We start from the raw sequence: 22,922 nt of genomic DNA on the forward strand, positions 1-22,922 counted from the left end.
ACAATTTAATACTGTTTAGATTATGTTTTACATAAAGGGGGGAGTATGCAAGATGGCATTAAGCAATATGACTATTTGCTTGCAAAACTATTTTTATTTGTGTGTATAGCCACAGGTTTTGTAGGTATGATGATAGGCGTTGTATTGGCGTTTCAATTGGCGGACCCAGATTTGAATTACATTGCTGGAGAGTATTCTATATTTGGTAGACTACGTCCTTTGCATACTAATGTAATTATTTATGGTTTTACTCTTAGCGGCATATGGGCTGGTTGGTATTATTTTGGGCAGAGAGTGCTTAAGATTACTTATCATGAGCATCCATTTTTAAGATTAGTAGGTTTATTGCACTTTCTGGTATATTTGATAGTTTTGGTTTTGGCTTTATATACTCTTTTTAATGGAATTACTCGTTCTAAGGAATATGCGGAGTTGCCTTGGATAGTGAATCTACTTGTAGTTCTTACTTGGGTGTTGTGGGGAACAAGCTTATTTGGTTCAATGGCTGTGCGCAAAGAAAAAGTCATATATATTTCTCTGTGGTATTTTATTGCTACATTTACTGCTATTTCCGTATTGTATATATTTAATCATTTGTCAGTTCCTACAAAATTAGTTACAGGTTTTGGTAGCATTTGGTATAGTATATCTATGTATGCTGGAACTAATGATGCTTTGATACAATGGTGGTGGGGGCATAATGCTGTTGCTTTTGTTTTTACATCAGGTATTATTGGGTTGATATATTATTTTCTTCCTAAAGAGTCAGGACAACCTGTATTTTCTTATAAGCTCACCCTATTTTCTTTTTGGAGTCTTATGTTTGTTTATATTTGGGCTGGTGGACATCACTTAATATATTCTACAGTTCCTGATTGGGTTCAAAGCCTAGGCTCTGTATTCTCTGTTGTTCTTATTTTGCCTTCATGGGGTACAGCTATAAATATGTTATTAACCATGAGAGGACAATGGCATCTTTTAAAAGAATCTCCACTAATTAAGTTTTTAGTACTTGCTTCTACTTGGTATATGCTGGCTACTTTAGAGGGGCCAATACAGTCTATTAAATCTGTAAATGCTTTAGCGCATTTTACAGATTGGATAATTGGACATGTGCATGATGCGGCACTAGGTTGGGTTGCTTTTACCATTATTGCTGGTGTATATCACATGACGCCTAGGTTATTTGGCAGGGAGATATATTCCAAGAAATTGATTGAAGTTCAATTCTGGATTATGACAATAGGGATTGTCTTCTATTTCTCTAGCATGTGGACAGCAGGTATAGTCCAAGGAATGATGTGGAGAGATATTACAGAGCTTGGGCAATTAAAGTATTCCTTTGTTGATACTGTTATAAGATTAAAGCCATTCTTTATATTGAGGGGAATAGGCGGGCTGTTGTACCTAGTTGGTTTTGCTATGTTTATTTATAATATAATCATGTCTATTGTTGCGGCTAAGGAGATTCAGCGAGAACCACAATATGCTACTCCTATGGCATCTTAAGGAGGTCGAATGTTTGCTTGGTTAGAAAAGAACCCTTTTTTCTTTACGATTGCTTTTGTGGTTGTTTTTTCTATTGCTGGTTTGATTCAAATTATCCCAGACTTTAGAAAGTCTTCGCAGCCATTGGAGGGCTTACGTCCTCTTACAGTCCTTGAGACTGCAGGCAGACAAGTTTATATGAAAGAAGGTTGTTATAATTGTCATTCTCAGCTTATTCGTGATTTTAAAAGCGAGGTTATGAGATATGGAATGTATAGTTTAAGTGGCGAGTATGCTTATGATAGACCATTTCTTTGGGGTTCTAAAAGAACTGGACCAGATCTTCATAGGGTAGGGGATAGTAGAAGTAGTGACTGGCATGCTAATCATATGTATGATCCCACATCTGTTGTTCAGGGCTCTATAATGCCTAAATATGCTCATTTATATACTAAAGAAATAGACTTTGAGACTGCTTATGCCGAAGCTCTAACCCAAAAGAAAGTTTTTAATGTTCCCTATGATGTGGAGGGTTTAAAAACTAGTGTTAAGTTGGGTAGCATAACCGAAGCTTGGGAGCAATTCGTTAAGGAAGCAGGTAATGTTGTAGAGGATATGAAGAATGAACCCACTGCTAGAATATTTAATAGTGGAAATGGAAAAATAACTGAAATAGTTGCTTTGATTGCATATATGAATAGTTTAGGTTCAAGTCGTATAGTTAAGTAGTCTTTATAGGGTTTAATACTTAAGAAGGGCATGTTATGAGTCTTGAAATTTATGGATTCGATCTTATAAGCTTTAATGCGGCTTATCTGTTTTCTATCATTTTTCTTAGTATTTTGTTGTATTCTTATATTATTTACCTCTATAGAGCCCAAGCTACTGGTAAAATAGATTATGAGAAATATGGAAAATTGGCGATTAATGACTCTTTAGATGATGAGCCTATTGAAGTAAAAGACAATAATAGTAAAAGGAGATGATGATGAGTTGGTTAAGTGACCATATTAATTTAATAGGCTTGATTGGTGCAGCAATTATTTTATTTTTGACTATTGCTGTGGGTTGGTTTTATATCAACAAGATGAGAACAGAAACTAATACTGGTGAGCTAACTAGTCATAGTTGGGACGGCATTAGAGAGTTTAGCAATGATGTTCCAATTGGCTACTTGCTTGCCTTATTTGGGGTTACTCTTTGGTCGATATGGTATATTTTGCTTGGTTACCCTCTTAATTCTTATTCTCAAATTGGTGAATATAATGAGGAGTCTCAAGAGTATAGCAGAAAATTTGATTCTATATATGCTAATTTGGATTCAGAAAAACTTAAGTTAATGGGAGAACAGATATTCCTTGTTCAATGTGCTCAATGCCACGGAATTACAGCAGAGGGCATTGATGGGAAAGCGCAAAATCTTACTCATTGGGGTAAGCTTGATGGCATTATGGACACTATTAGATATGGTAGTTCAGGACTGAAAAATAATGAAGGAGAAGAATATGGTGGAATGCCAGAGGGTCTTCTTAGCGAGGAAAAGGATATACAAGCCTTAGCTCATTATGTTATGAAAGAAATCGTTGGCGATACTAAGGTTTCATATGATGATGAATTGGTTAAATATGGCAACGAGCTTTACCATGGCGATGGAACATGTTTTAGCTGTCATGGCGATAATGGCGAAGGAATAGAAGGGGTAGGACCTTCTTTGCAAGATTATGGAAAAACGGATTTCTTAGCAAATGTACTTAAATATGGTAAAAAGGGAAGTATAGGATTTATGCCTTCCTTTGAATATTTGGGTTTTAGTAATAAAGAAATAGAAGCACTGCAGTCTTTCATAGCTTCTAGACATAAAATTCAGTAAAGGAAGTAGAAATGCAAGCAATTATTAATATTTTAAATAGTTTAGTCGGTTTTATTTTGGCAGTTTTGCTTGTTGTGGGTGCAGCTATCATAGTTGGTTACAATGCTATACGAGTGCAACAATCTACTTCAACTACCTTTTATACTATTGATACTCAAAGCTTGAAGAAAAAAGATGCTGCAAATAGCAAAGCATTTAAGGTTATTGAAAAATAAGGAGATTGTTATGAAATTTACAGGATTTGAGAAGTTAGTAGCTTGGACTATTGTTGGTGCTGCCGTATTGACTATTGTGTTAACATTGTCGCCTTATGAATATCTTCATGCTGTATAAACCATTGTATATGTATGATAAATGCGTTATCCAATTTAACGATATGATATTATGACTAATTTTTTAAAGTTACGTAGTTGTTTTATTTTTTTTGCTTTATTCTCAGGTTTACTTTTATCTAATGTGTTTCCTAAGCAAAAAGATGATGTCATATATGTTTTGGATGATGAAAACCTACTTTTCGATTTTTTGAAAAGATCAATTGAAAATGTTTCTAGTGATATTTATGAAAAAACAGGATTTAAATTCCTGGTTAGTGTTTCTAGAATAACTTCTTCAGGTGTATATGCTAATGTAGATGATACGGTTCCTAATGAATTAGGTTATGGGGATAAGTTTAGGTTAAGACGTGAATATGAGAATAATTTTTTGTCAAAAATTCAAGATAACTATGCTGTTTTATTCATTTTTTATAATGATCATCATATTACTTTAAAGAGTAATGTGAGCTTTTTAGATACAGACTTTTTGCTTGATGAATATGCCTATCCGTATCTTCCTGCTACAAATGTATATTCCTATGAATATCAAGAGGGAGTTAATACAGGTGTTTCTAATGTATATTTAGCTACTGCTCACGCTATATCTTCACACTATAATATAAATCTGGATATACCTAAGCCAATGCAAAGACCAGGCGATGGTGTTCGATCTGTGATTTATATTATGTTGTTTTCTCTTGTTGGCTTATTTTTGTTTGTATATTTTGGACTTTTTAACAAAATAAAGGATAAATTTGCAAAATAAACGTACACTTTGGCCACTAGGTATATTGTTAATTATTTTTTTAGGAATTATTTTAATTACTGCGTCTGTTAGGATTTCTTCTATTCAGAGTATAGCTCCAGATTCTGCCTTTGGTTACAAGAAGTTATTTGTTGATGAAAATATTAATGAGCTTATGAATATTCAGAATCGGTTCGAGGGGGTTTATACCTCATACCTTGGGATTAATAATCTTCCCATAATAGATTCTTTGTATAAAATTAATAATCCGTATTATGTGAAGCCTCCCGCTCCCAAAACTACCCCACAAGACAATATTAGGCTTACTGAAAAAGAGAATGTTTTATTCTTACTTTTTGTTAAAGATATTAAACACTCTTTACAGGCTTATCCGTTAATAGAATCAATTAAACTTGATTTTGTGAGACTAGACAATCATAGCAAGGATGTAAAATCTATAGCAGTATCTTTGCATCCTTACGAAGATGAGAATCTTGGGGATTTAGATATAATTTTTAAGTCAGATTCCTTTTCCTTGCCATTGAAAGGCTTTTATCAGGCAAGATTTGAGGTTGATGTTAAGTTTTTTGGAGATAATGAAACAAAAAAGGTTTTTTTCTATCATTGGCTTTTTAATAATTGATGATTCTATAGACCAAGTTTTAGTGCTAAATTTTATATTGCTTGTTAATTTAATAAGATCATTTTAGGGTTCGTTCTCAACTTTTATTGACTACTTTTTATCAACTCCTATTTAACTTATTGTAATAGATTTTTATATTACATGACTTTTTGATAATTCCCAAGCAATAATTGAATTAATTTGTTGTAAATCATAATGACCAATCAATAGGCTCTCTTCCTCTTTTTATAAGTTCTTCATTGGCGCGTTTAAATATATTGCTACCTATAAAGCCTTGAGCTAATGGGCTTGGATGTGGGGCAGTAAGTAAAATATGTTTATAAGGATCAATTAGGTTTGCTTTCTTTTTGGCAAAATTTCCCCAAAGCATAAAGACTACGCATTCGTGATACTTAGAAATCTTAGCAATAGCAGAATCGCTAAATTGTTGCCAGCCGAAGTCTTTATGAGAGCCAGCTTTTCCTTGTTCTACTGTAAATATTGCATTTAGAAGCAATACTCCTCGCTTTGCCCAGCCGGTTAGATCTCCGTGATTTGGCATGATGATACCCAAACTTCGTGATATTTCTTTATAAATGTTTTTTAGACTTGGTGGTATTGGAACTTGTTTTGGCACACTAAAACTTAATCCCATTGCCTGTGGAATATTGGATCCATTTATCATAAATACTCCGTGATATGGATCCTGCCCTAATATAACTACTTTAACCGTGTCAACAGGAGTAAGATTAAAGGCATTAAAAATAAGTTCTCTTGGAGGAAGAATAATTTGATTCTTACTTTGTGCATGTTTATAACATTGAATAATATTTGTGAAATACGGTTTAGAGAATTCTTCATCTAAAAATTCACACCAATCTTCATTGAGTGTCTTGGGATACAAGTTTATCCTTTAACTCTTGATTTATAGCAAGAATATTGCTGTTATTTATAGTTAATTTGATTCCAAAGATATAGAATCATTTATTAACATCTATACAATAATAATATTAATATTATTAAGAAAATGGGACTAACTTAGTTTTTTTGTAATTAATTCGTTTACCTTTGCAGGATTTACTCCTTTACTTCGTTTTATGACTTGCCCAACAAAGAAGCCTAGCATCTTTTCTTTTCCAGCTTTATATTCTAAAACCTTATCTTGATGATCATTAAGGACTTCGTCAATTACTTTATGTATAGCATTATCGTCGTTAATTTGTTGTAACCCTAGCTTATCAATAAGAACATCTACATTGCCGCCTTTGTTTTGTATTAGATTATCAAGTAGAGTTTTTGCTCCTGTGCCACTTATTTTTTGTTCTTGCAATCTCAATAATAATGTGCAAAATATTTCCTTTGTAATTCCGCAACTAGAAATGGTATTTCCATTTTTTAGTCTTCCTTGCAGCTCAACTGTTAACCAAAAGCACGCTATTTTTGGCTGAATAGATGAGCTAACAAGAAATTCAAAATATTTTACAAAATCAATATCTTGTGTAATAATTTTAGCATCACTTTCTTTTATGCCTAGCGTTTTAGCATATCTTTGTATCTTGCTATCAGGTAATTCTGGTATATTTTTTCCCTCTCTAAGCAAATCGGGATCTAAGAATACAGGTAATAAATCTGGATCATTGAAGTATCTATAATCAGCACTTTCTTCTTTGTTTCGCATAGATTTTGTTATATTCTTTTGGGTATCAAAAAGTCTTGTTTCTTGCACTATTTCTTTTTCGTATGTGTTGGATTCAAAGGCGTTGCATTGCCTTTGCACTTCATATTCTATTGCCTTTTGGATAAATTTAAAGCTATTTAGATTTTTAATCTCTACGCGAGTATAGAGCTTTTTATCTCCCTTAGGTCGAATAGAGATATTGGCATCACATCGAAAGCTTCCTTCTTGCATGTTTGCATCGCTAATTTCTAAGAATCTCACTATAGAGTGAAGTTTTTTAAGATATGCAATTGCTTCATGGCTACTTCTCATGTCTGGTTCGCTTACTATCTCTAAGAGCGGTATACAAGCACGATTTAAATCCACCTTAGATATGTTGCCATCATGTATATTCTTGCCTGCATCTTCTTCTAAGTGAGCACGTGTTATGCCAATTACCTTTGAATTACCATCAATTTCTATATCAATGCTCCCTTTACCTACAATTGGGATTTCAAATTGACTTATTTGATATGCTTTTGGTAAATCTGGATAAAAATAGTTTTTTCGCGCAAATATTGAGTTTTGATTAATATTAGCATTAATTGCTGCTCCAAAGGCGATAGCTTTTTTTACGGCTTCTCTATTTAACACGGGCAGTGCTCCTGGTAGTCCTAGACATACAGGACATACATTTGTGTTTTGTTTGTTTCCAAAACTGGTTGCACAAGAGCAAAAGATTTTTGTTTTTGTGTTTAGTTGCACATGGACTTCTAGTCCTATTATTGTCTCAAAGTTGCTCATAATAACTATCTCCTGTCATCCTTCTTTGTACCTCATAATTTTAATGCTATGAAGTAAATAAACCCAATTGACCAAAATTTAGGATAGAATCCTTAAAATATAATTTTTGTTTTGAGACATTTTGTAGTATATTTGCTGAGTATTTAAACTTAATATTAAGTAACGTGTTGCTATAATCCTTAATATAGTTTATTTTTAGTGAATGTAAAAAAAGGGGGAGGGGGGTGTTAGCTCAGCTGGGAGAGCACAACGCTGGCAGCGTTGAGGTCAGGGGTTCGATCCCCCTACACTCCACCATTTTTATATCTTAAGCATTTTGACAAACAAATGAATGGAATTTTGGTTACCATGCAAATGGGACGTTCTAAACATAGTATTTGCAAGTTTAAAAATATTTGAGAATAGAATCTTGACTTTTAAATGAAATGCATGTATAATTTTAGTCTTTTTTTGCAGGGCGACCCGTTAGCTCAGTCGGTAGAGCAACTCCCTTTTAAGGAGTGGGCCGTTGGTTCGAATCCAACACGGGTCACCATTTTGTAGCCATTATTTTTTTGTGTTTGTGGCCCCTTCATCTAACGGTTAGGATACCACCCTTTCACGGTGGCTACAGGGGTTCGAATCCCCTAGGGGTCACCACTTGAATTTTGGCGTTCAAGTATTGTTATGTTTTAGCCAATTTTTTGGTATGATGGTCGCTTAGCTCAGTTGGTAGAGTGCCACCCTTACAAGGTGGATGTCACAAGTTCGAGTCTTGTAGCGACCACCATTATATATAAAGTATTTATAGCTTATTATTTAATAAATATGGAGCAGTAGTTCAGTTGGTTAGAATACCTGCCTGTCACGCAGGGGGTCGCGGGTTCAAGTCCCGTCTGTTCCGCCACTATCTTTATTGTCAATCATCTGGCAAGACTTTCTTAAAGACCGCTTGGGATATTCCATAATTTTAGTTTTATAAAAAAATCTTAGTTATAATATTATTCATTAATTTTTGTGTTAAAGAAGTGCTTATGAAGGTTTTTCATCTCTCGCATATTGATTTAGACGGTTATGGTTGCCAACTTGTTTCAAGGGAGTTTTTTAAAGATATTACGTTTTATAATGCGAATTATGGCAGGGAAGTTGGTTCTCGCTTGAATGCAATACTAGATTCTATTTCTAGTTACAAGAGGAATTCTAATCCTACTACTATGTTGTTTGGTAAACCAGTACAAGTGTCGGTTGATACAAATGAAAATCCAGATTCCAAACAAAAATTTATTATTCTTATTACTGATTTGAATCTAACAACAAGCGAGTCAAAATTTCTCAATGAGCAAGTAGCTAGCCTAAAATTAGCTAATTTGGATATTGAAATCATATTATTAGATCACCATGCAACAGGCGAAGAGAGTGCCGAGCTTTATAATTGGTATTATTTGGATGTAAATCGTTGTGCGACAAAAATCACATATGAATATCTTTTGAATAGATTTGGTTTAGAATCTAAAACACAAGAGTGGCTAAAACCTACAGTAGAAATGATTAATTCTGTTGATATTTGGCTAGAAGATGGCTTTGGATTCGAATTTGGTAAGGTAGCTATGAGTATGATAGCAACTAGCAACGAGATTAATCGTTTTATGTTTGATATTGAACATAGGAAGTATAAGCTTGATTTATTACAACAAACCTCGCGTTTTCTTAAAACATATGATTCTAAATATGGTGGCTTAATTGATGGTAGGGCATTTGATGAAGTTGGCTTTGATAATGAGCTGTTCTTTCTAAAAAAAGCTGCTTTAGGTGGAAACAAGGACACAGAAACAATGGATAATATTGTCTCTCGTGCTTTAGTTAAGCTTTTGGAAGAACGAAAGGAAAAATGTAAAGTTTTTTATGAAGATAAAATTGGATTTTTGAGCTACTGCATGGGTGGAATTTCTGTTGTAGCAAATCTATTTTTACAAAATAATGCTGAATTTGATTTTTATATTGATGTAGGCAATAGGGGCAATGTTAGCTTGCGTTCCAATGGCAAATGTGATGTCAGCCTTCTTAGCCAATCTTGCTTTAATGGTGGTGGACATAAAAATGCAAGTGGTGGTCGCATGGATGGCTTTAAGGAAAGTTTTGTATATGATGATATAAAATCGCAGGTTCAAGAATTTCTTGAAATGCGAGATGAGTGGAATTTATAATAATTGTTTTTGGTTATGAGATAAAATCGCTATTTTAGATTCTATTAGTTAGCGTAGCTACACTCAATAATCTAAGGAATGTCATGAGGTTGGGTAAGGCATTAGATATTTTGTATGGCTCATTGATTAATGAACCCTACATTAGTTGTTTTTATGGAATGACATCTAGTATAAATAGCACAAAACTAGAATCTATGAATGGAATGCTTTTTTTTGCAATTAATAAACAAGATATTCCAGAGGCAGTTAGTCGAGGTGCATATGGAATAGTCTTTGAGGGTGATATTGATATAATTGACAATGAAATAGCTTGGATTAACGTAGATGATATTAATTTAAGCATAAAGAGACTAGTGCGTTACTTCATTGGAGAATTAGAGCTAAGATTAATACTTGTAAGCAGATTAGAACTTTCTTTTATAAAATATATTGCTCCACAGCTGCCAATTTGTAATGCTACCTCCTTACCAGATTCCATTCATTTTTTCTACATGCAATATAAGCTGCATGGTGAAACATCAGGTTATGCACGGTCTTCACCCAATAGAGTTGTTTTTGCTAGTCTTGATGCTTTATCAAAAATGGACATACAAAAGTCCTACTCCTATCAATATCAAAAGATCTTTAACGATTCAATAAGGAACGTTTCTGTATGCAATAGTGCGGATTCTAGGCTTGGATTGCTGTCTTTTAGCTTGCTTGAATCTCGCATTTCATATCATGGAATCTCCTACACATTTGGTGCGCCATTTATATTTATGCCATATCTTGAGAGTGCTATTGCTGCACTTAGCGAAGCTTATAAATATTGCAATATGACAACTAAAGTGGCTTTGCCTACGCGAGCTTTGCTATTTAGCCAATATGATTGTAGTTATTTTAATGATAATTTATTGTGGAATCTAAAATCTTTGCAACATATAGAATCATTTGAAGTTTTAATTAACAAGTCTTTCCCTACCAATCAATATAAATCAAAAACTATTATCTTTTGCAAAGATCCAAATCTATTTACCTTTGCTAATTTAGATATAAAAGATTTTCATTTTAGTAGGGAATCCCAAGAGATAATTCAAGAAATTTTACCCAATATTCAGAGATATTATATTGATAGTATGCTTACGCAATACTTTGCTTTGCAAGCTAGACATTTACAACTTCTTTCACTTTTTCCTAATAATATATCAAGTAAAAATGTAACAAAAAGCACAGATAATCATATGAAATTAACATTTGCACATAATAAGCATTTGTGTCAAATTCTATGTAAAGCCCCATTTGATATGGCTGTTGTTTATGGTATCTCAAGGGCTGATTTTATCAAAGTAGAATCTCTTAACAGGTTTGATAACAAAAGAAAAGCACAACATTATTTGTTTGATATGGGACAATAGATATGCAAAATTTGATCATGTCAGATTCGCTTTATGGGAATCTAACTAGAGATTTCCTTCCACAAGAAATATCTATTCTGGAATCTCCTAGTAATGCAGATATTTTACTTAAAATAGAAAAATTAAAATTTGATGTAAAATCTTGTTTTAGCATTGTAGATTCTAAACTTAGCGCGTATTTATGGGGATTGGAATCTGAAGTTTCGCTAGATGCAATAAAAAAAACTTTAGGCTTGGCACAAATGCCTCAAACAAAATTTGATAATAGTTTACAAAATGGAGTGCATGTTGTTTTTGATTTATCCAAAAATGATGTAGACTTGCAGTCATTACATGATATTGTGTTGTTGTTAAAGCCTTGGCGCAAGGGGCCATTTTATTTACATGCCAATCATTTAGATATGAGAAATTCTATCTTTATAGATTCTGAGTGGCAAAGCCATATCAAAATGAAAGCTGTATTAAATGTATTAGAGATATTAAATTATCAAATATCAGGCAAGGATATCTTAGATGTTGGTTGTAATAACGGATATTATATGTTTGATTTGGTATTGCGAGGAGCAAAGAGCGTTTTAGGTATAGATCCTGTTGGGATATTTTTTTTGCAATTTTACCTTATTCTTAAGCTCACTAAACTAGATAATGTCTCCTATCGTCTATTGGGCGTGCAAGATATATACAAACTTAATAAAAAGTTTGATTGTATTTTTTGTATGGGTGTTTTATACCATAGGGCTGAACCATTTCAGGCATTAAAAAGCCTTAAAAAAGCTTTAAAAAAAGGCGGATTATTAATCATAGAGACACTTATTATCGAGGAAGATTCTCCAATCGCCTTGTTTCCGTATCCAACCTATGCCAAAATGAATAATGTATTTTATATCTTTAGCCCAAGTGCATTACGTAATCTTTCTCTAAGGGCTGGTTTTAGTGATTGCGAACTAATAAGCTTATCTTATACAGATAACAATGAGCAAAGAAGCACAGGATTTATAAACAAACAAAGTTTAGGCGATTTTTTAGGGTCTAAGCACACAGAGGAGGGTTATCCTCCAGTTTGTAGGGGAATTTTTGCCCTGCACTTATAATGATAGTCCACTCTAGACATCACAATTTAATTTTGGTGTATTTTATATTTTTCCAATTCCTTATTAATTTTAATCGTTTTATTGGATATTTATAATGTATATTGGTTGTTTCTATGTTTTAAGAAAGTGAGGATATTGATTTTTGCAATGGACTAGGCTATATTTGGTGTGTTTGGAAACACAATTTATTATGCTTACTTTGCGTGTATGAATATGGTTAAGTCTAGATTCTATATCTAGCCTATTGTCCTTTTAATACATAATTTTTAGACACCCAATAATCAATATGCTCATAATATGATAAATTTATCTATTCAATAACTTTAATAGAACTTAGATTAATATCTATCAATACTATATGTCATGAATCTTTTATTTTAGATTTTATTATGCTAGATTCTTAAGCAATAATTCATTCACATTATCAATAAATATTTTGGAATCTTTAAGGCTTTGTCCCTCTAGAACCTTTGCCCCATTAAAAAGCACTAAGCAATATTTATCACGTAAATCTTTTTCTAGTTTATTGATTTTTTGTATTAGCTCATGCTTGATATTTATTTCAATGTTTTTCTTTGGTTCTGGCATTTCCTGCCCCATTTGTCGCATGATTTGTTCCATATAGCTCATTTGAGAATTTTCATCTGTTAATGCTATAGGGGAGGATATATTGTTAATTAGTCTTACCTCATTTACATCTTTTAGTGTTTTGAAAGATTCTATTAACTCAGCGAATTCTTTTTGTTCTTCTTCGCTTATATCAATTTGAATCTTTTCACTTGCGTTTTTATTGGTTACATCAAGCCATTTTATTCCTTCATACTCCTCAATTTGCGGAATCACAAAATTATCTACTTCATCAGCAAATAGTAATATGTCATAATCTTTGAACTTTTCAAGCACAGGATTATTTTTTATGGAATCTAAATCTTTACCTATTGCATAAAAGATATTATCTTGCCCTTCTTTCATATTATCCTTATATTCTTTAAGGCTAATATTTTCTCCTTTGTTATATGAATATGCCCTCATTAGATTTAGTATCTTTTGTTTGTTTTCGCCATAGTTATAAAGCCCTTCTTTAAGAACCTTGCCATATTTTGCATAAAAATCTTTATATACTACTTCATCTTTGCTAATTGATTCTATCATGCTAAGTATTTTCTTTATGGAAGCATTTTTGATTTGCTCTAAGATCTTATTTTCTTGTAGAATCTCACGACTCACATTAAGCGGCAAATCATCGCTATCAATGATTCCATAGATAAATCTAAGATATGATGGCAATAACTCTTTATCATCATCAGTAATAAAAACTCGCTTTACATAGAGTTTTACATTTGATTTATAATCCATGCGTTGCATGTCAATGGGTGGTGTAGTTGGTATATAAAATAAACTTTTGTATTGTAAGTTGCCTTCAGCAAGCGTATGAACATATTTGATGGGTTTTTCTCTATCATAGGAAATAGTCTTATAAAACTCCTCATAATCCTCTGCCTTTAATTCGCTTTTGTTTAGTGTCCATAATGCTTTTGCGTTATTGATTTGTTCTACTTTGTGCTCTTTCGTTGGCTCTTTGCCTTCTTCTTGTGTTTTTTCTTCTGTATAGTGTAAGAAAATTGGGAATTGAATATGATTTGAATATCTTTTGATGATATTTTCTACACTCCAGCGGCTAGTGAATTCCTTTTGATCATCTTTAAGATAAAGTGATATTTCTGTTCCACAATCTTCCTTAGTAGATTCTAGAACTTCATATTCACCGCTACCATCGCTTATCCATGTCCAAGCTTTAGAATCTAGTGCTTTTTTGGTATTTACTACTACTTTTTGCGCTACCATAAAGCAAGAGTAAAAGCCAACTCCAAATTGTCCAATGAGATTGGAATCTTTTTTCTTATCTCCACTAAGAGATTCTAAAAAACTCTTTGTGCCACTTTTAGCTATAGTTCCCAAGTTGTTGTTTAGGTCTTCTTCATTCATTCCTATGCCGTTATCAGCAATGCGCAATATATTCTTTTCAGTGTCAAAGCTAATATCTATTCTTGGCTTGAATTCCATTGTTTTATAGTTATCATCGCTTATAGTTAGATGATTAAGTTTGTCTAATGCATCGCTAGCGTTTGAGATAAGTTCTCTTAGGAATATCTCTTTGTTGGAGTATAGTGAATGTATCATCAAGTCTAATAGTTGTTTAATTTCAGTTTGAAATACTTTTTTTGCCATTATTGCTCCTTAATCTTTTGCATAAATTTAGCAATTGTATCATAATTTTGATAAATAAAGATAAATCTAAATATTTATATTAAATAAATATTAGTGCAATGGAATCAATTTTATTTATATCATTTATATAAATAAATCATAACATTGCTTAATGATTCTTAGCGGAAATTTCAAGAGTTTTTAGTTATAATCCGATATTTTTAAGCAGAATACTCAATTTGTGGGGGATAATTTCTTATGTTAGATTCTAAAAATCAAGTTGCTTTTATTTATCCTGGTCAAGGTTCTCAAGGGCTTGGTATGGGGAAGAGTTTTAGAGATAATTTTATTATAGCGAGAGAATTAATCCAAAGGGCTAGCGACTGTTTGCATATTGATATGGTTAACCTGTTAGACAATGATGAAGACAAACTCAACCAAACTCAATATACACAACCAGCAATATTTCTAGTGAGTGCTATGGCACATGAGATTCTAAAGCAAGAATATGGAATTATCCCTCATATTTGCTTTGGGCACTCATTGGGCGAAGTAAGTGCATATTGTTTAAATGGATCAACAAATTTTGATGATGCAATAACGCTTACTTATAAGAGAGGAGAACTTATGTTTGCTGCTTGCAATGGCTTATTAAAGACAAATTCTATAAATTCTGAAGCTAGCCTTGCAAAAGATGTTAGTGAAGATAGTAAAACAGAAGAAGTAGGAATGTTGGTTTGTTTGGGGCTTAAGTCTAAAGATATAGAATCTCTTTGTCAAAACTTACAGCAAAGAGGATTGCGCGTTTGGACTGCCAATTATAATTTAGAGACACAAACTGTATTAGCTGGCATAAAAGATGATTTACAAGTTGCTGCTGAGGAGTGCAAGCAAGCAGGTGCAAAGCGCGCTATGTTATTGAAGATGAATGTAGCTAGTCACTGTCCATTATTGCAAGATGCCGTTATTCCATTTAAAGAGCTGCTTGATGTGAGCTTGCAAAATTCTGAAGTACATGTCATTTCTAATTCTAATTTAGATCTATATTCTACCAAACAGCAGGCACTATATTTTCTTACAGAGCAATTAGTTAAACCTGTTTTATATTATAAATCTGTGTTAAAAGCAAAGGATATGGGCATTACACAATTTATTGAGCTTGGACATGGAAATGTGCTTGCTGGATTAAATAATAAAATTGCCGATATTCCTACATTAAGCATTAATGGGGTGGAATCCTTGCGCTCATTTAATAACTAATTAATGAGGATTTATGGTTAAGACAAGACAGAGGAGAATGACTGTTTTTGAGTTTCAAGATGGAACTACGCAAGAGATTGTGCGCTATATTAAGCACAATAAAGATCTCTTGAAAACCCATTGTCTAGCTTTCCACGTGGCACTTAGTAAGGAAGTGGAATCTCTGTTACAAGAATTGCAAATTAATTATTTTGTCATTAGAAATACAAATCATTTTAAGAATCCATCTGATTCAAAGAAGCCAGAAGCACTATTAGATTCGATTATATCAGGGACTAAGTCTTATAGCAATGAATCTAACTTATCGCACCAAACATCAAATGAAGCTCTGTGCTTTAATTCTAATTTAGAATCTAGAACAGATTCTATCAATAGCAATGCTATGAGTTTTGTTTGCACAGATGGCAGAAGTGTAGAATCTGCAGACATGGAAGTAAGAAGTTTAGATTCCAAAGCAAAATATAAAACTCCTAATAATTTAAGTCTTCTTCCATACAGGATTTTTAAACGTCCTATTCGTAGTGGAGAAGATCTCGTGTTGCATTCTCATAATATTTTTCTAAAAGGAATAAATTCTGGAGCTTCCATTAAAAGCTATGGTAATTTGGAAATATATGGAAAATGCGAGGGAAATTTAGAATGTTTAGGAGAATACATCATTATTAGGCAATTTACTATGGGCAGGATTAGTCTTGGTGGTGTAAATTTGGAAAGAAAAATGCTTGATGATTTAAAAGAGAGCAATGAAATAAGAATGATTTTCATAGAAAATGCTACAATACAAGTTATAGCACTTGCAGAATACACTTAAAGATAGCAAAGGATTAGAAATGAATCAGAGAACTATTGCAAGAAGAGTTGAGCTTGTTGGTATTGGACTTCATAAGGGTGTGCCAGTAAATATGATTTTAGAGCCTTTGCCCAGTAATAGCGGAATTGTTTTTTATCGTAGTGATGTTGGCATTAGTATTCCGCTTTGTGTGGAAAATGTCATTGACACCACAATGGCAACAGTAATAGGCAAGAATGGTGTCAAGGTTTCTACGATTGAGCATTTGCTTTCTAGTGTTTATGCGTATGGGATTGATAATTTGCGCATTGTTTTGGATAATGAAGAAGTGCCAATTATGGATGGTTCTAGTATTGGATTTTGCATGTTACTTGAAGAGGCTGGAATCAAGGAGTTAGATGAGCCAAAAAGAGTAATTGAAATTATCGAGAATGTTTCTATTCAAGATGGTGATAAGTTTGTTAGATTGGAACCAAGTGATAACCTTATATTTGATTTCGCCATCGACTTTTCGCATCAATCAATTAAAAAGCAGCACTATAGATTTACTTTTACTACTCAAGGCTACAAAGAAGAGATCGCTAGTGCTAGGACATTTGGTTTTTTGCATGAAGTGAATCAGTTAAGATCTATGGGATTGGGGCTTGGTGGGAGTCTTGATAATTGTATTGTGCTGGATAAAAACAAGATTTTAAATAAAGGTGGTCTTCGCTATAAGGAAGAATTTGTTAGACACAAGATTTTAGATGCTTTAGGAGATATGTGTTTGCTTGGTATGCACTTCATTGGAGGATATTTTTCTTTTGCTGGTAGCCATAAGTTAAACCATTTATTGACAAAGAAGCTATTAGAATCTCCAAACGCATATAGGTATGTAGACTTTAGTAAGGCTAGTAGTAAAGCACCAAGTTATGCCAAGTATGTAATGTAGATTTTTTTTATGTAGCATATGGACTGTGCTTAGGTTAGAAATTAGCTTTTGTTTTTTTAAATCTTATATTAAGCCTGTAGATTTGAATGATATTAACTTTCTTGTGTTTTGCATTATCAATTAAATTGTTGGTATCAGAAATAGTTTTTTAGAATCTATCATTTAAGATAAAATATATTTTAATTATCTCTACTTGACTTTATAAACTTTTTTATATATAATTCTGACTTCGATTTTTAGTTAGTTTTAATATTTGCTGCTGGTTTAGCTCAGTTGGTAGAGCAGCTGCCTTGTAAGCAGCAGGCCGGGGGTTCGAGTCCCTTAACCAGCTCCATTTTTTGTTTTTTCACTCAGATTTAAATCATTATTAATGATTTTTTTGAGATTAAGTTCAGTGTTTGACCAGCCTTTAGAGTATTTGGTGAGTTACTCAAGTGGCCAACGAGGGCAGACTGTAAATCTGCTGTCTACGACTTCCGTGGTTCGAATCCACGACTCACCACCACTTATAATGGCAATTTGGAGCAAGCGGGAATAGCTCAGTTGGCTAGAGCATCAGCCTTCCAAGCTGAGGGTCGCGGGTTCGAGCCCCGTTTCCCGCTCCATGTTTTTTTTGAAGTGAAGCAACTGGGAGCTGAATAAGTTTGAATTCTTCATGATTTATTCACCGTTATATATTGACAATTCCAGTTATTTGTGCCCATATAGCTCAGTGGCAGAGCACTTCCTTGGTAAGGAAGAGGTCGGCGGTTCAATCCCGCTTGTGGGCTCCAGTCTGTTTGTTAATGATTTTTTAAGATTTTTAGTTTGTTTAATTATTGAGTTATGTTAGGAGACGATTATGGCTAAAGAGAAATTTAATAGAAATAAGCCACATGTTAATGTGGGGACAATAGGTCATGTAGACCATGGAAAAACAACTTTGAGTGCTGCTATTTCAGCTGTTTTGGCTACAAAAGGGCTAGCAGAGCTTAAAGATTATGATAATATCGATAATGCGCCTGAAGAGAAAGAAAGAGGAATTACTATTGCTACTTCTCATATTGAGTATGAGACAGAGAATAGACACTATGCCCATGTTGATTGCCCGGGACATGCAGACTATGTTAAGAATATGATTACAGGTGCTGCTCAAATGGATGGTGCTATATTGGTTGTATCTGCTTCTGATGGACCTATGCCACAAACAAGAGAGCATATTCTTTTATCAAGACAAGTTGGTGTCCCTTATATTGTTGTTTTCTTGAATAAACAAGATATGCTAGATGATCCAGAATTGCTTGAGTTAGTTGAGATGGAAGTAAGAGATTTGCTAAATGAGTATGAATTCCCAGGTGATGATACGCCTATTGTTGGTGGTTCAGCGTTAAAAGCTTTAGAAGAAGCAAAAGCTGGTAATGTGGGTGAATGGGGGCAAAAAATATTAGATCTCATGGAGCAAGTAGATAATTATATTCCTACACCAAAAAGAGACGTTGAAAAAACATTCCTTATGCCAGTAGAAGATGTATTTTCTATTGCTGGGCGTGGAACTGTTGTTACGGGCAGAATTGAGAGAGGCATAGTAAAAGTTGGTGATGAGGTTGAAATTGTCGGTATTAGAGACACTCAAAAAACTACCGTAACAGGCGTAGAGATGTTTCGTAAGGAAATGGATCAAGGCGAAGCAGGAGATAATGTTGGCGTTCTTTTAAGAGGAACTAAAAAAGAAGAAGTCGAAAGAGGCATGGTTCTTTGTAAACCTGGTTCAATTACTCCTCATAAGAAATTTGAAGCTGAAATTTATGTTTTGAAAAAGGAAGAAGGCGGTAGACATACTCCATTTCATAATAATTACCGACCACAATTCTATGTAAGAACTACTGATGTTACAGGCACTATTTTATTGCCAGAAGGCACAGATTTAGTTATGCCCGGTGATAACCTTAAGATAACTGTTGAGTTGCTCAATCCTATTGCTTTGGAGCTTGGAACGAGATTTGCAATTCGTGAAGGTGGTAAGACGGTTGGTGCAGGCGCAGTAACCAATATTATTGAGTAGGTTATTTAAGGTCTTGATATGGCTAAGGCAAATATAGTAAAGATTGGACTTAAGTGTTCAGAATGCGGTGATATTAATTACAGCACTACAAAAAATGTAAAAACAAACACAGAAAAGCTGGAGCTTAAAAAGTTCTGCCCAAGACTAAATAAACATACTTTACATAAAGAGGTAAAGTTAAAGACTAGTTGATTTTGATATTATTAGTTGATGCTTGTTAGATCTTATGATTAATATTTATGAGATTTACGAGTATTACATATAGATAGGCCAGTAGCTCCAATGGTTAGAGCATCGGTCTCCAAAACCGGAAGTTGAGGGTTCGAGTCCTTCCTGGCCTGCCAAATAATTGTAAGTAATTAATGTTTAGGGTTAATTATTTTATTTTAGAATCTAAACATAGTGAAAGAATACGATTCTAAAGGTTTTTTGAATGAAATTAATGAAATATTATAGAGAAGCTAAAGATGAACTAGGAAAAGTTATATTTCCAATTAAGGAACAAATACGAAATGCATATATTTCAGTGATAATTGTTGTAACTGTAGTCGCTTTATTTTTGGCACTTGTTAATGTTATTTTAAGTTTTATAGTGGGAAATACAATATCTTAAAAATGGGGAACTCCAATGAATTTTGAGTGGTATGCAATACAGACCTATTCCGGAAGCGAGCAGTCAGTTAAAAAAGCTATTGAGAATCTTATTGAACAAAATAATGCAAAGCATCGATTGAAAGCCATTGTTGTTCCAACTGAAGATATTTTTGAAATTAAAGATAAAAAGAAGAAAACTGTTCAAAGAAGTATTTACCCCGGATATGTTTTTGTCCACATCAATTTAGACACAGAATTGTGGCATATGATTCAGTCTTTACCAAGAGTAGGGCGATTTATTGGTGAAAGTAAGAAACCCACACCACTGAATGATAATGACATTAATAATATTCTAGATAAAGTTCATAATAGACCAGCTCCTAGACCAAAAGTTTCTTTTGCTACTGGTGAGGTTATTAGGATTACAGAAGGACCTTTTGCTAATTTTACTGGTATTGTGGAGAGTTACGATATGCAAAATAAGAAACTAACATTAAACGTTTCTATATTTGGTAGAAATACTCCAATAGAAATTAATGATGCTCAAGTTGAGAAAGATTTTAGTTAAGGCTGTTGAGCTTACTTTATTGGATTATTAAATAAACGTTTAATTATTGATTTTTATCTAGAAGTGATATTTTAATTTAATTTTATTATAAGGATTAAGTATGGCAAAGAAAATTGTCGGAGAATTAAAATTGCAGATTCCAGCTGGTAAGGCAAACCCATCTCCTCCAGTAGGACCTGCTTTAGGACAAAGAGGCGTTAATATTATGGAGTTTTGTAAAGCCTTTAATGAGAAAACTAAGGATATGGGTTCTTTTAACATACCAGTTATTATTACTGTGTATCAAGATAAAAGTTTTACTTTTATTACGAAAAAGCCTCCTGTTACTGATTTGATTAAGGCTAGTGTGAATATATCAAAAGGCTCTGATAATCCTTTGAAAAATAAGGTTGCTAAGTTAACACAGTCTCAACTAGAGGAGATTGCTAAAACAAAGTTGGAAGACTTAAATACCTTTGATATCGAAGAAGCAAAGAGGATAGTTGCCGGAAGTGCTAGAAGCATGGGCGTTGAAATAGTAGATTAATTTTTGGAGACACCTGATGAAAAAAAATAAACTTTCAAAAAGATTACAAATTTTATCACAAAGAGTTGATTCTAATAAGATCTATGATATGCAAGCTGGTGTTAATACCGTGAAGTCCTTAGCTTCTGCGAAGTTTGATGAGACTGTTGAAGTAAGTTTAAAGTTAGGAGTAGACCCTCGTCACGCCGATCAGATGATTCGTGGAGCGGTGGTTTTACCACATGGCACAGGAAAGAAGGTGCGCGTTGCTGTATTTGCTAAAGATATAAAAGCAGATGAAGCGCGTGGAGCTGGAGCCGATGTCGTTGGCGATGAAGATTTAGTGGAGAGCATTAAGGGAGGTAATATAGATTTTGATATAGTTATTGCTACTCCAGATATGATGCCTCTTGTTGGTAAGGTGGGTAGGATATTAGGACCAAAAGGAATTATGCCAAATCCAAAAACAGGCACTGTTACATTAGATGTAGCAAAGGCTGTTAATAATGCAAAAAATGGGCAAGTGAATTTTCGTGTGGACAAAAAGGGCAATATACATAGTCCTATTGGTAAGGCAAGCTTTACAGAAGATAAGATTTTAGATAACCTTGTGCAGTTTATTAAAGTTATTAATAGATTAAAGCCAAGCACGGCTAAGGGCAGATATATCCGCTCTAGTAATCTCTCACTAACTATGAGTCCAGCAGTCAAGTTAGATTCTCAAGAGCTTATGGACATTAAGTAGTTTATCCATATACTGTATTTATAGTTTGTGTTGTATCTCATAGTGCTAACATAAGGATATGATGCTAGTAATATGCTTGTATGATTTTTTTGCTTTATCTTGGGACTGAAGACTACTGGGGCTTTAGCTTAAAATTTACCCCGTATAGGTTAGATGTCTGAAAGGAGGAAATATGACACGAGAAGACAAGAGAAAATTGGTTGTAAATTTGACCGAAAGCTTTAGGAATGCTAGTGCTATGATTATTTGCGATTATAAGGGCTTAAATGTCAAACACTTAGAGTCTCTTCGTAGGGATTCTAGGGCTGCGAATATTCAAGTTCAAGTTATAAAAAATAAACTTGCTAGTATTGCTTTAAGAGAAGCTGGTTATTTGCCATCAGAATTGAAAGATACAAATATATATATTTGGTCTAATGATCAAATATCTCTTTCTAAGATTGTTTATAAATTTCAAGATTCTCATAGTGATCACTTTAAAGTGAAGTTTGGTTATTTTGAAGGTGAAATAGTTGATTCAAAGCATATTGAAGCTATTTCTAAACTACCGAGCAAGGAAGAGTTAATTGGAATGTTGCTTTCAGTTTGGACTGCGCCAGCGCGCTATTTCGTTACAGGATTAGATAATTTAAAAAAACAAAAAGAAGAACAAGGAGCTTAGTGTGGCTATTTCAAAAGAAGAGGTATTAGAATATATTGGTAATTTATCAGTTTTGGAACTATCAGAGCTTGTAAAGGCTTTTGAGGAAAAATTTGGTGTTAGCGCAGTGCCAACTGTTGTTGCGGGTGCAGTAGCAGTTGGTGGAGCTGCTGCAGTTGAAGAGAAGACTGAATTTGATGTTGTACTTGTTGATGCTGGTGCGAATAAAATCGCTGTTATTAAGGCTGTTCGAGAGATTACTGGATTAGGCTTGAAAGAAGCAAAAGATGCGACAGAAAAAACACCAAATACACTTAAGGAATCGGTAAGCAAAGAAGATGCTGAAAACTTTAAAAAGAAGCTTGAAGATGCAGGCGCGAAGGTAGAAGTAAAGTAATTTTTAACCTTAGTAATAATTAACAGCATATAGCTTTGATGCTAAGCAATTTTGGATCTACTCATAATTGCTTAG

At 33.6% G+C, this 22,922-nt stretch carries 24 protein-coding genes and 10 tRNA genes; 31 read left to right on the forward strand and 3 right to left on the reverse strand.

Annotated elements, in window-relative coordinates; translation table 11 throughout:
- Nucleotides 1-45 precede the first annotated feature (45 nt).
- From ccoN to LS73_RS01540, 7 genes are all read left to right on the forward strand, one after another.
- Nucleotides 46-1,509 carry a cytochrome-c oxidase, cbb3-type subunit I gene (gene ccoN / locus LS73_RS01510; RefSeq protein WP_034557138.1) on the forward strand — a complete coding sequence of 488 codons (1,464 nt, stop codon included), beginning with the start codon at nt 46-48 and terminating at the stop codon, nt 1,507-1,509.
- 9 nt (nt 1,510-1,518) lie between these two features.
- The gene (gene ccoO, locus LS73_RS01515; RefSeq protein ID WP_034557140.1) at nt 1,519-2,217 is read left to right on the forward strand and encodes a cytochrome-c oxidase, cbb3-type subunit II; all 699 of its coding nucleotides are present in this window, start codon (nt 1,519-1,521) and stop codon (nt 2,215-2,217) included.
- A 35-nt stretch (nt 2,218-2,252) separates the two neighbouring features.
- Nucleotides 2,253-2,474 (forward strand): cytochrome c oxidase, cbb3-type, CcoQ subunit, encoded by a 222-nt coding sequence (locus tag LS73_RS01520; protein WP_052089504.1) that lies wholly within the window; start codon nt 2,253-2,255, stop codon nt 2,472-2,474.
- A gap of 2 nt (nt 2,475-2,476) precedes the next feature.
- Complete coding sequence (locus tag LS73_RS01525; RefSeq protein ID WP_034557142.1) at nt 2,477-3,358, forward strand: c-type cytochrome; 882 nt, start codon at nt 2,477-2,479, stop codon at nt 3,356-3,358.
- An 11-nt stretch (nt 3,359-3,369) separates the two neighbouring features.
- Nucleotides 3,370-3,573, forward strand: coding sequence for a DUF4006 family protein (locus tag LS73_RS01530; protein ID WP_034557143.1), 204 nt, complete (start codon nt 3,370-3,372; stop codon nt 3,571-3,573).
- A 169-nt stretch (nt 3,574-3,742) separates the two neighbouring features.
- Nucleotides 3,743-4,438, forward strand: a complete 696-nt coding sequence (locus tag LS73_RS01535; protein WP_052089505.1) for a hypothetical protein — start codon at nt 3,743-3,745, stop codon at nt 4,436-4,438.
- A complete protein-coding gene (locus LS73_RS01540) occupies nt 4,428-5,060 on the forward strand; it encodes a hypothetical protein (protein WP_034557145.1) in 633 nt (210 codons plus the stop codon). The genes LS73_RS01535 and LS73_RS01540 overlap by 11 nt, the downstream gene beginning before the upstream one ends.
- A gap of 190 nt (nt 5,061-5,250) precedes the next feature.
- On the opposite strand, the gene ung is transcribed toward LS73_RS01540, so the two are convergent.
- Nucleotides 5,251-5,949: a uracil-DNA glycosylase gene (gene ung / locus LS73_RS01545; RefSeq protein ID WP_034557146.1), complete on the reverse strand. Its 699-nt coding sequence runs from the start codon at nt 5,947-5,949 to the stop codon at nt 5,251-5,253.
- A 123-nt stretch (nt 5,950-6,072) separates the two neighbouring features.
- Nucleotides 6,073-7,500 (reverse strand): Asp-tRNA(Asn)/Glu-tRNA(Gln) amidotransferase subunit GatB, encoded by a 1,428-nt coding sequence (gatB, locus tag LS73_RS01550; RefSeq protein ID WP_034559022.1) that lies wholly within the window; start codon nt 7,498-7,500, stop codon nt 6,073-6,075.
- A 221-nt stretch (nt 7,501-7,721) separates the two neighbouring features.
- Here gatB and LS73_RS01555 point away from each other — a divergent pair.
- From LS73_RS01555 to cmoB, 8 genes are all read left to right on the forward strand, one after another.
- Nucleotides 7,722-7,797 (forward strand) — tRNA-Ala (locus LS73_RS01555).
- Nucleotides 7,798-7,959: 162 nt separating this feature from the next.
- Nucleotides 7,960-8,035, forward strand: a tRNA-Lys gene (locus LS73_RS01560).
- 29 nt (nt 8,036-8,064) lie between these two features.
- Nucleotides 8,065-8,139 (forward strand) — tRNA-Glu (locus LS73_RS01565).
- Between the two features lie 54 nt (nt 8,140-8,193).
- A tRNA-Val gene (locus LS73_RS01570) sits at nt 8,194-8,269 on the forward strand.
- A gap of 40 nt (nt 8,270-8,309) precedes the next feature.
- Nucleotides 8,310-8,386, forward strand: a tRNA-Asp gene (locus tag LS73_RS01575).
- A gap of 127 nt (nt 8,387-8,513) precedes the next feature.
- Entirely contained in the window at nt 8,514-9,683 is a 1,170-nt protein-coding gene (locus LS73_RS01580; RefSeq protein ID WP_034557148.1) for a DHH family phosphoesterase, read from the forward strand.
- An 83-nt stretch (nt 9,684-9,766) separates the two neighbouring features.
- Nucleotides 9,767-11,077 (forward strand): hypothetical protein, encoded by a 1,311-nt coding sequence (locus LS73_RS01585; RefSeq protein ID WP_034557150.1) that lies wholly within the window; start codon nt 9,767-9,769, stop codon nt 11,075-11,077.
- Nucleotides 11,078-11,079: 2 nt separating this feature from the next.
- Complete coding sequence (gene cmoB, locus LS73_RS01590) at nt 11,080-12,168, forward strand: tRNA 5-methoxyuridine(34)/uridine 5-oxyacetic acid(34) synthase CmoB (protein WP_052089506.1); 1,089 nt, start codon at nt 11,080-11,082, stop codon at nt 12,166-12,168.
- A 387-nt stretch (nt 12,169-12,555) separates the two neighbouring features.
- Here cmoB and htpG read toward each other — a convergent pair whose 3' ends face one another.
- Entirely contained in the window at nt 12,556-14,397 is a 1,842-nt protein-coding gene (gene htpG / locus LS73_RS01595) for a molecular chaperone HtpG (protein ID WP_034557152.1), read from the reverse strand.
- A gap of 237 nt (nt 14,398-14,634) precedes the next feature.
- On the opposite strand from htpG, the gene LS73_RS01600 reads away from it, so the two are divergent.
- From LS73_RS01600 to rplL, 16 genes are all read left to right on the forward strand, one after another.
- Nucleotides 14,635-15,636 carry an ACP S-malonyltransferase gene (locus LS73_RS01600; protein WP_034557154.1) on the forward strand — a complete coding sequence of 334 codons (1,002 nt, stop codon included), beginning with the start codon at nt 14,635-14,637 and terminating at the stop codon, nt 15,634-15,636.
- 13 nt (nt 15,637-15,649) lie between these two features.
- Complete coding sequence (locus LS73_RS01605) at nt 15,650-16,447, forward strand: hypothetical protein (RefSeq protein ID WP_138069970.1); 798 nt, start codon at nt 15,650-15,652, stop codon at nt 16,445-16,447.
- Nucleotides 16,448-16,466: 19 nt separating this feature from the next.
- Nucleotides 16,467-17,357 carry a UDP-3-O-acyl-N-acetylglucosamine deacetylase gene (lpxC, locus tag LS73_RS01610; RefSeq protein ID WP_034557155.1) on the forward strand — a complete coding sequence of 297 codons (891 nt, stop codon included), beginning with the start codon at nt 16,467-16,469 and terminating at the stop codon, nt 17,355-17,357.
- A 258-nt stretch (nt 17,358-17,615) separates the two neighbouring features.
- Nucleotides 17,616-17,691, forward strand: a tRNA-Thr gene (locus LS73_RS01615).
- An 86-nt stretch (nt 17,692-17,777) separates the two neighbouring features.
- Nucleotides 17,778-17,862, forward strand: a tRNA-Tyr gene (locus LS73_RS01620).
- Between the two features lie 23 nt (nt 17,863-17,885).
- Nucleotides 17,886-17,962, forward strand: a tRNA-Gly gene (locus LS73_RS01625).
- A gap of 93 nt (nt 17,963-18,055) precedes the next feature.
- Nucleotides 18,056-18,130, forward strand: a tRNA-Thr gene (locus LS73_RS01630).
- Nucleotides 18,131-18,198: 68 nt separating this feature from the next.
- Nucleotides 18,199-19,398 (forward strand): elongation factor Tu, encoded by a 1,200-nt coding sequence (gene tuf, locus LS73_RS01635; RefSeq protein WP_034557157.1) that lies wholly within the window; start codon nt 18,199-18,201, stop codon nt 19,396-19,398.
- An 18-nt stretch (nt 19,399-19,416) separates the two neighbouring features.
- Entirely contained in the window at nt 19,417-19,590 is a 174-nt protein-coding gene (gene rpmG, locus LS73_RS01640; protein WP_034557158.1) for a 50S ribosomal protein L33, read from the forward strand.
- Nucleotides 19,591-19,665: 75 nt separating this feature from the next.
- Nucleotides 19,666-19,742: transfer RNA gene (locus LS73_RS01645), tRNA-Trp, on the forward strand.
- An 89-nt stretch (nt 19,743-19,831) separates the two neighbouring features.
- Nucleotides 19,832-20,011 carry a preprotein translocase subunit SecE gene (gene secE / locus LS73_RS01650; RefSeq protein ID WP_034557159.1) on the forward strand — a complete coding sequence of 60 codons (180 nt, stop codon included), beginning with the start codon at nt 19,832-19,834 and terminating at the stop codon, nt 20,009-20,011.
- 15 nt (nt 20,012-20,026) lie between these two features.
- Complete coding sequence (gene nusG / locus LS73_RS01655) at nt 20,027-20,560, forward strand: transcription termination/antitermination protein NusG (protein ID WP_034557160.1); 534 nt, start codon at nt 20,027-20,029, stop codon at nt 20,558-20,560.
- A gap of 100 nt (nt 20,561-20,660) precedes the next feature.
- Entirely contained in the window at nt 20,661-21,086 is a 426-nt protein-coding gene (gene rplK / locus LS73_RS01660) for a 50S ribosomal protein L11 (RefSeq protein ID WP_034557162.1), read from the forward strand.
- A gap of 16 nt (nt 21,087-21,102) precedes the next feature.
- Entirely contained in the window at nt 21,103-21,810 is a 708-nt protein-coding gene (gene rplA / locus LS73_RS01665) for a 50S ribosomal protein L1 (RefSeq protein ID WP_034557165.1), read from the forward strand.
- 172 nt (nt 21,811-21,982) lie between these two features.
- The gene (rplJ, locus tag LS73_RS01670) at nt 21,983-22,471 is read left to right on the forward strand and encodes a 50S ribosomal protein L10 (RefSeq protein ID WP_034557167.1); all 489 of its coding nucleotides are present in this window, start codon (nt 21,983-21,985) and stop codon (nt 22,469-22,471) included.
- 1 nt (nt 22,472) lies between these two features.
- Nucleotides 22,473-22,847 carry a 50S ribosomal protein L7/L12 gene (gene rplL / locus LS73_RS01675; RefSeq protein WP_034557168.1) on the forward strand — a complete coding sequence of 125 codons (375 nt, stop codon included), beginning with the start codon at nt 22,473-22,475 and terminating at the stop codon, nt 22,845-22,847.
- Nucleotides 22,848-22,922 lie beyond the last annotated feature (75 nt).

Origin of the sequence: Helicobacter muridarum (assembly GCF_000765805.2) — a bacterium.
Taxonomy (GTDB): domain Bacteria; phylum Campylobacterota; class Campylobacteria; order Campylobacterales; family Helicobacteraceae; genus Helicobacter_A; species Helicobacter_A muridarum.

What these genes read in the sequence shown, in the direction of transcription:
- ccoN (WP_034557138.1), top strand. Translation starts at nt 46, where the DNA reads ATGCAAGATGGCATTAAGCAATATGACTATTTGCTTGCAAAACTATTT.
- ccoO (WP_034557140.1), top strand. Translation starts at nt 1,519, where the DNA reads ATGTTTGCTTGGTTAGAAAAGAACCCTTTTTTCTTTACGATTGCTTTT.
- LS73_RS01520 (WP_052089504.1), top strand. Translation starts at nt 2,253, where the DNA reads ATGAGTCTTGAAATTTATGGATTCGATCTTATAAGCTTTAATGCGGCT.
- LS73_RS01525 (WP_034557142.1), top strand. Translation starts at nt 2,477, where the DNA reads ATGAGTTGGTTAAGTGACCATATTAATTTAATAGGCTTGATTGGTGCA.
- LS73_RS01530 (WP_034557143.1), top strand. Translation starts at nt 3,370, where the DNA reads ATGCAAGCAATTATTAATATTTTAAATAGTTTAGTCGGTTTTATTTTG.
- LS73_RS01535 (WP_052089505.1), top strand. Translation starts at nt 3,743, where the DNA reads ATGACTAATTTTTTAAAGTTACGTAGTTGTTTTATTTTTTTTGCTTTA.
- gatB (WP_034559022.1), bottom strand. Translation starts at nt 7,500, where the DNA reads ATGAGCAACTTTGAGACAATAATAGGACTAGAAGTCCATGTGCAACTA.
- LS73_RS01580 (WP_034557148.1), top strand. Translation starts at nt 8,514, where the DNA reads ATGAAGGTTTTTCATCTCTCGCATATTGATTTAGACGGTTATGGTTGC.
- LS73_RS01585 (WP_034557150.1), top strand. Translation starts at nt 9,767, where the DNA reads ATGAGGTTGGGTAAGGCATTAGATATTTTGTATGGCTCATTGATTAAT.
- cmoB (WP_052089506.1), top strand. Translation starts at nt 11,080, where the DNA reads ATGCAAAATTTGATCATGTCAGATTCGCTTTATGGGAATCTAACTAGA.
- htpG (WP_034557152.1), bottom strand. Translation starts at nt 14,397, where the DNA reads ATGGCAAAAAAAGTATTTCAAACTGAAATTAAACAACTATTAGACTTG.
- LS73_RS01600 (WP_034557154.1), top strand. Translation starts at nt 14,635, where the DNA reads ATGTTAGATTCTAAAAATCAAGTTGCTTTTATTTATCCTGGTCAAGGT.
- LS73_RS01605 (WP_138069970.1), top strand. Translation starts at nt 15,650, where the DNA reads ATGGTTAAGACAAGACAGAGGAGAATGACTGTTTTTGAGTTTCAAGAT.
- lpxC (WP_034557155.1), top strand. Translation starts at nt 16,467, where the DNA reads ATGAATCAGAGAACTATTGCAAGAAGAGTTGAGCTTGTTGGTATTGGA.
- tuf (WP_034557157.1), top strand. Translation starts at nt 18,199, where the DNA reads ATGGCTAAAGAGAAATTTAATAGAAATAAGCCACATGTTAATGTGGGG.
- rpmG (WP_034557158.1), top strand. Translation starts at nt 19,417, where the DNA reads ATGGCTAAGGCAAATATAGTAAAGATTGGACTTAAGTGTTCAGAATGC.
- secE (WP_034557159.1), top strand. Translation starts at nt 19,832, where the DNA reads ATGAAATTAATGAAATATTATAGAGAAGCTAAAGATGAACTAGGAAAA.
- nusG (WP_034557160.1), top strand. Translation starts at nt 20,027, where the DNA reads ATGAATTTTGAGTGGTATGCAATACAGACCTATTCCGGAAGCGAGCAG.
- rplK (WP_034557162.1), top strand. Translation starts at nt 20,661, where the DNA reads ATGGCAAAGAAAATTGTCGGAGAATTAAAATTGCAGATTCCAGCTGGT.
- rplA (WP_034557165.1), top strand. Translation starts at nt 21,103, where the DNA reads ATGAAAAAAAATAAACTTTCAAAAAGATTACAAATTTTATCACAAAGA.
- rplJ (WP_034557167.1), top strand. Translation starts at nt 21,983, where the DNA reads ATGACACGAGAAGACAAGAGAAAATTGGTTGTAAATTTGACCGAAAGC.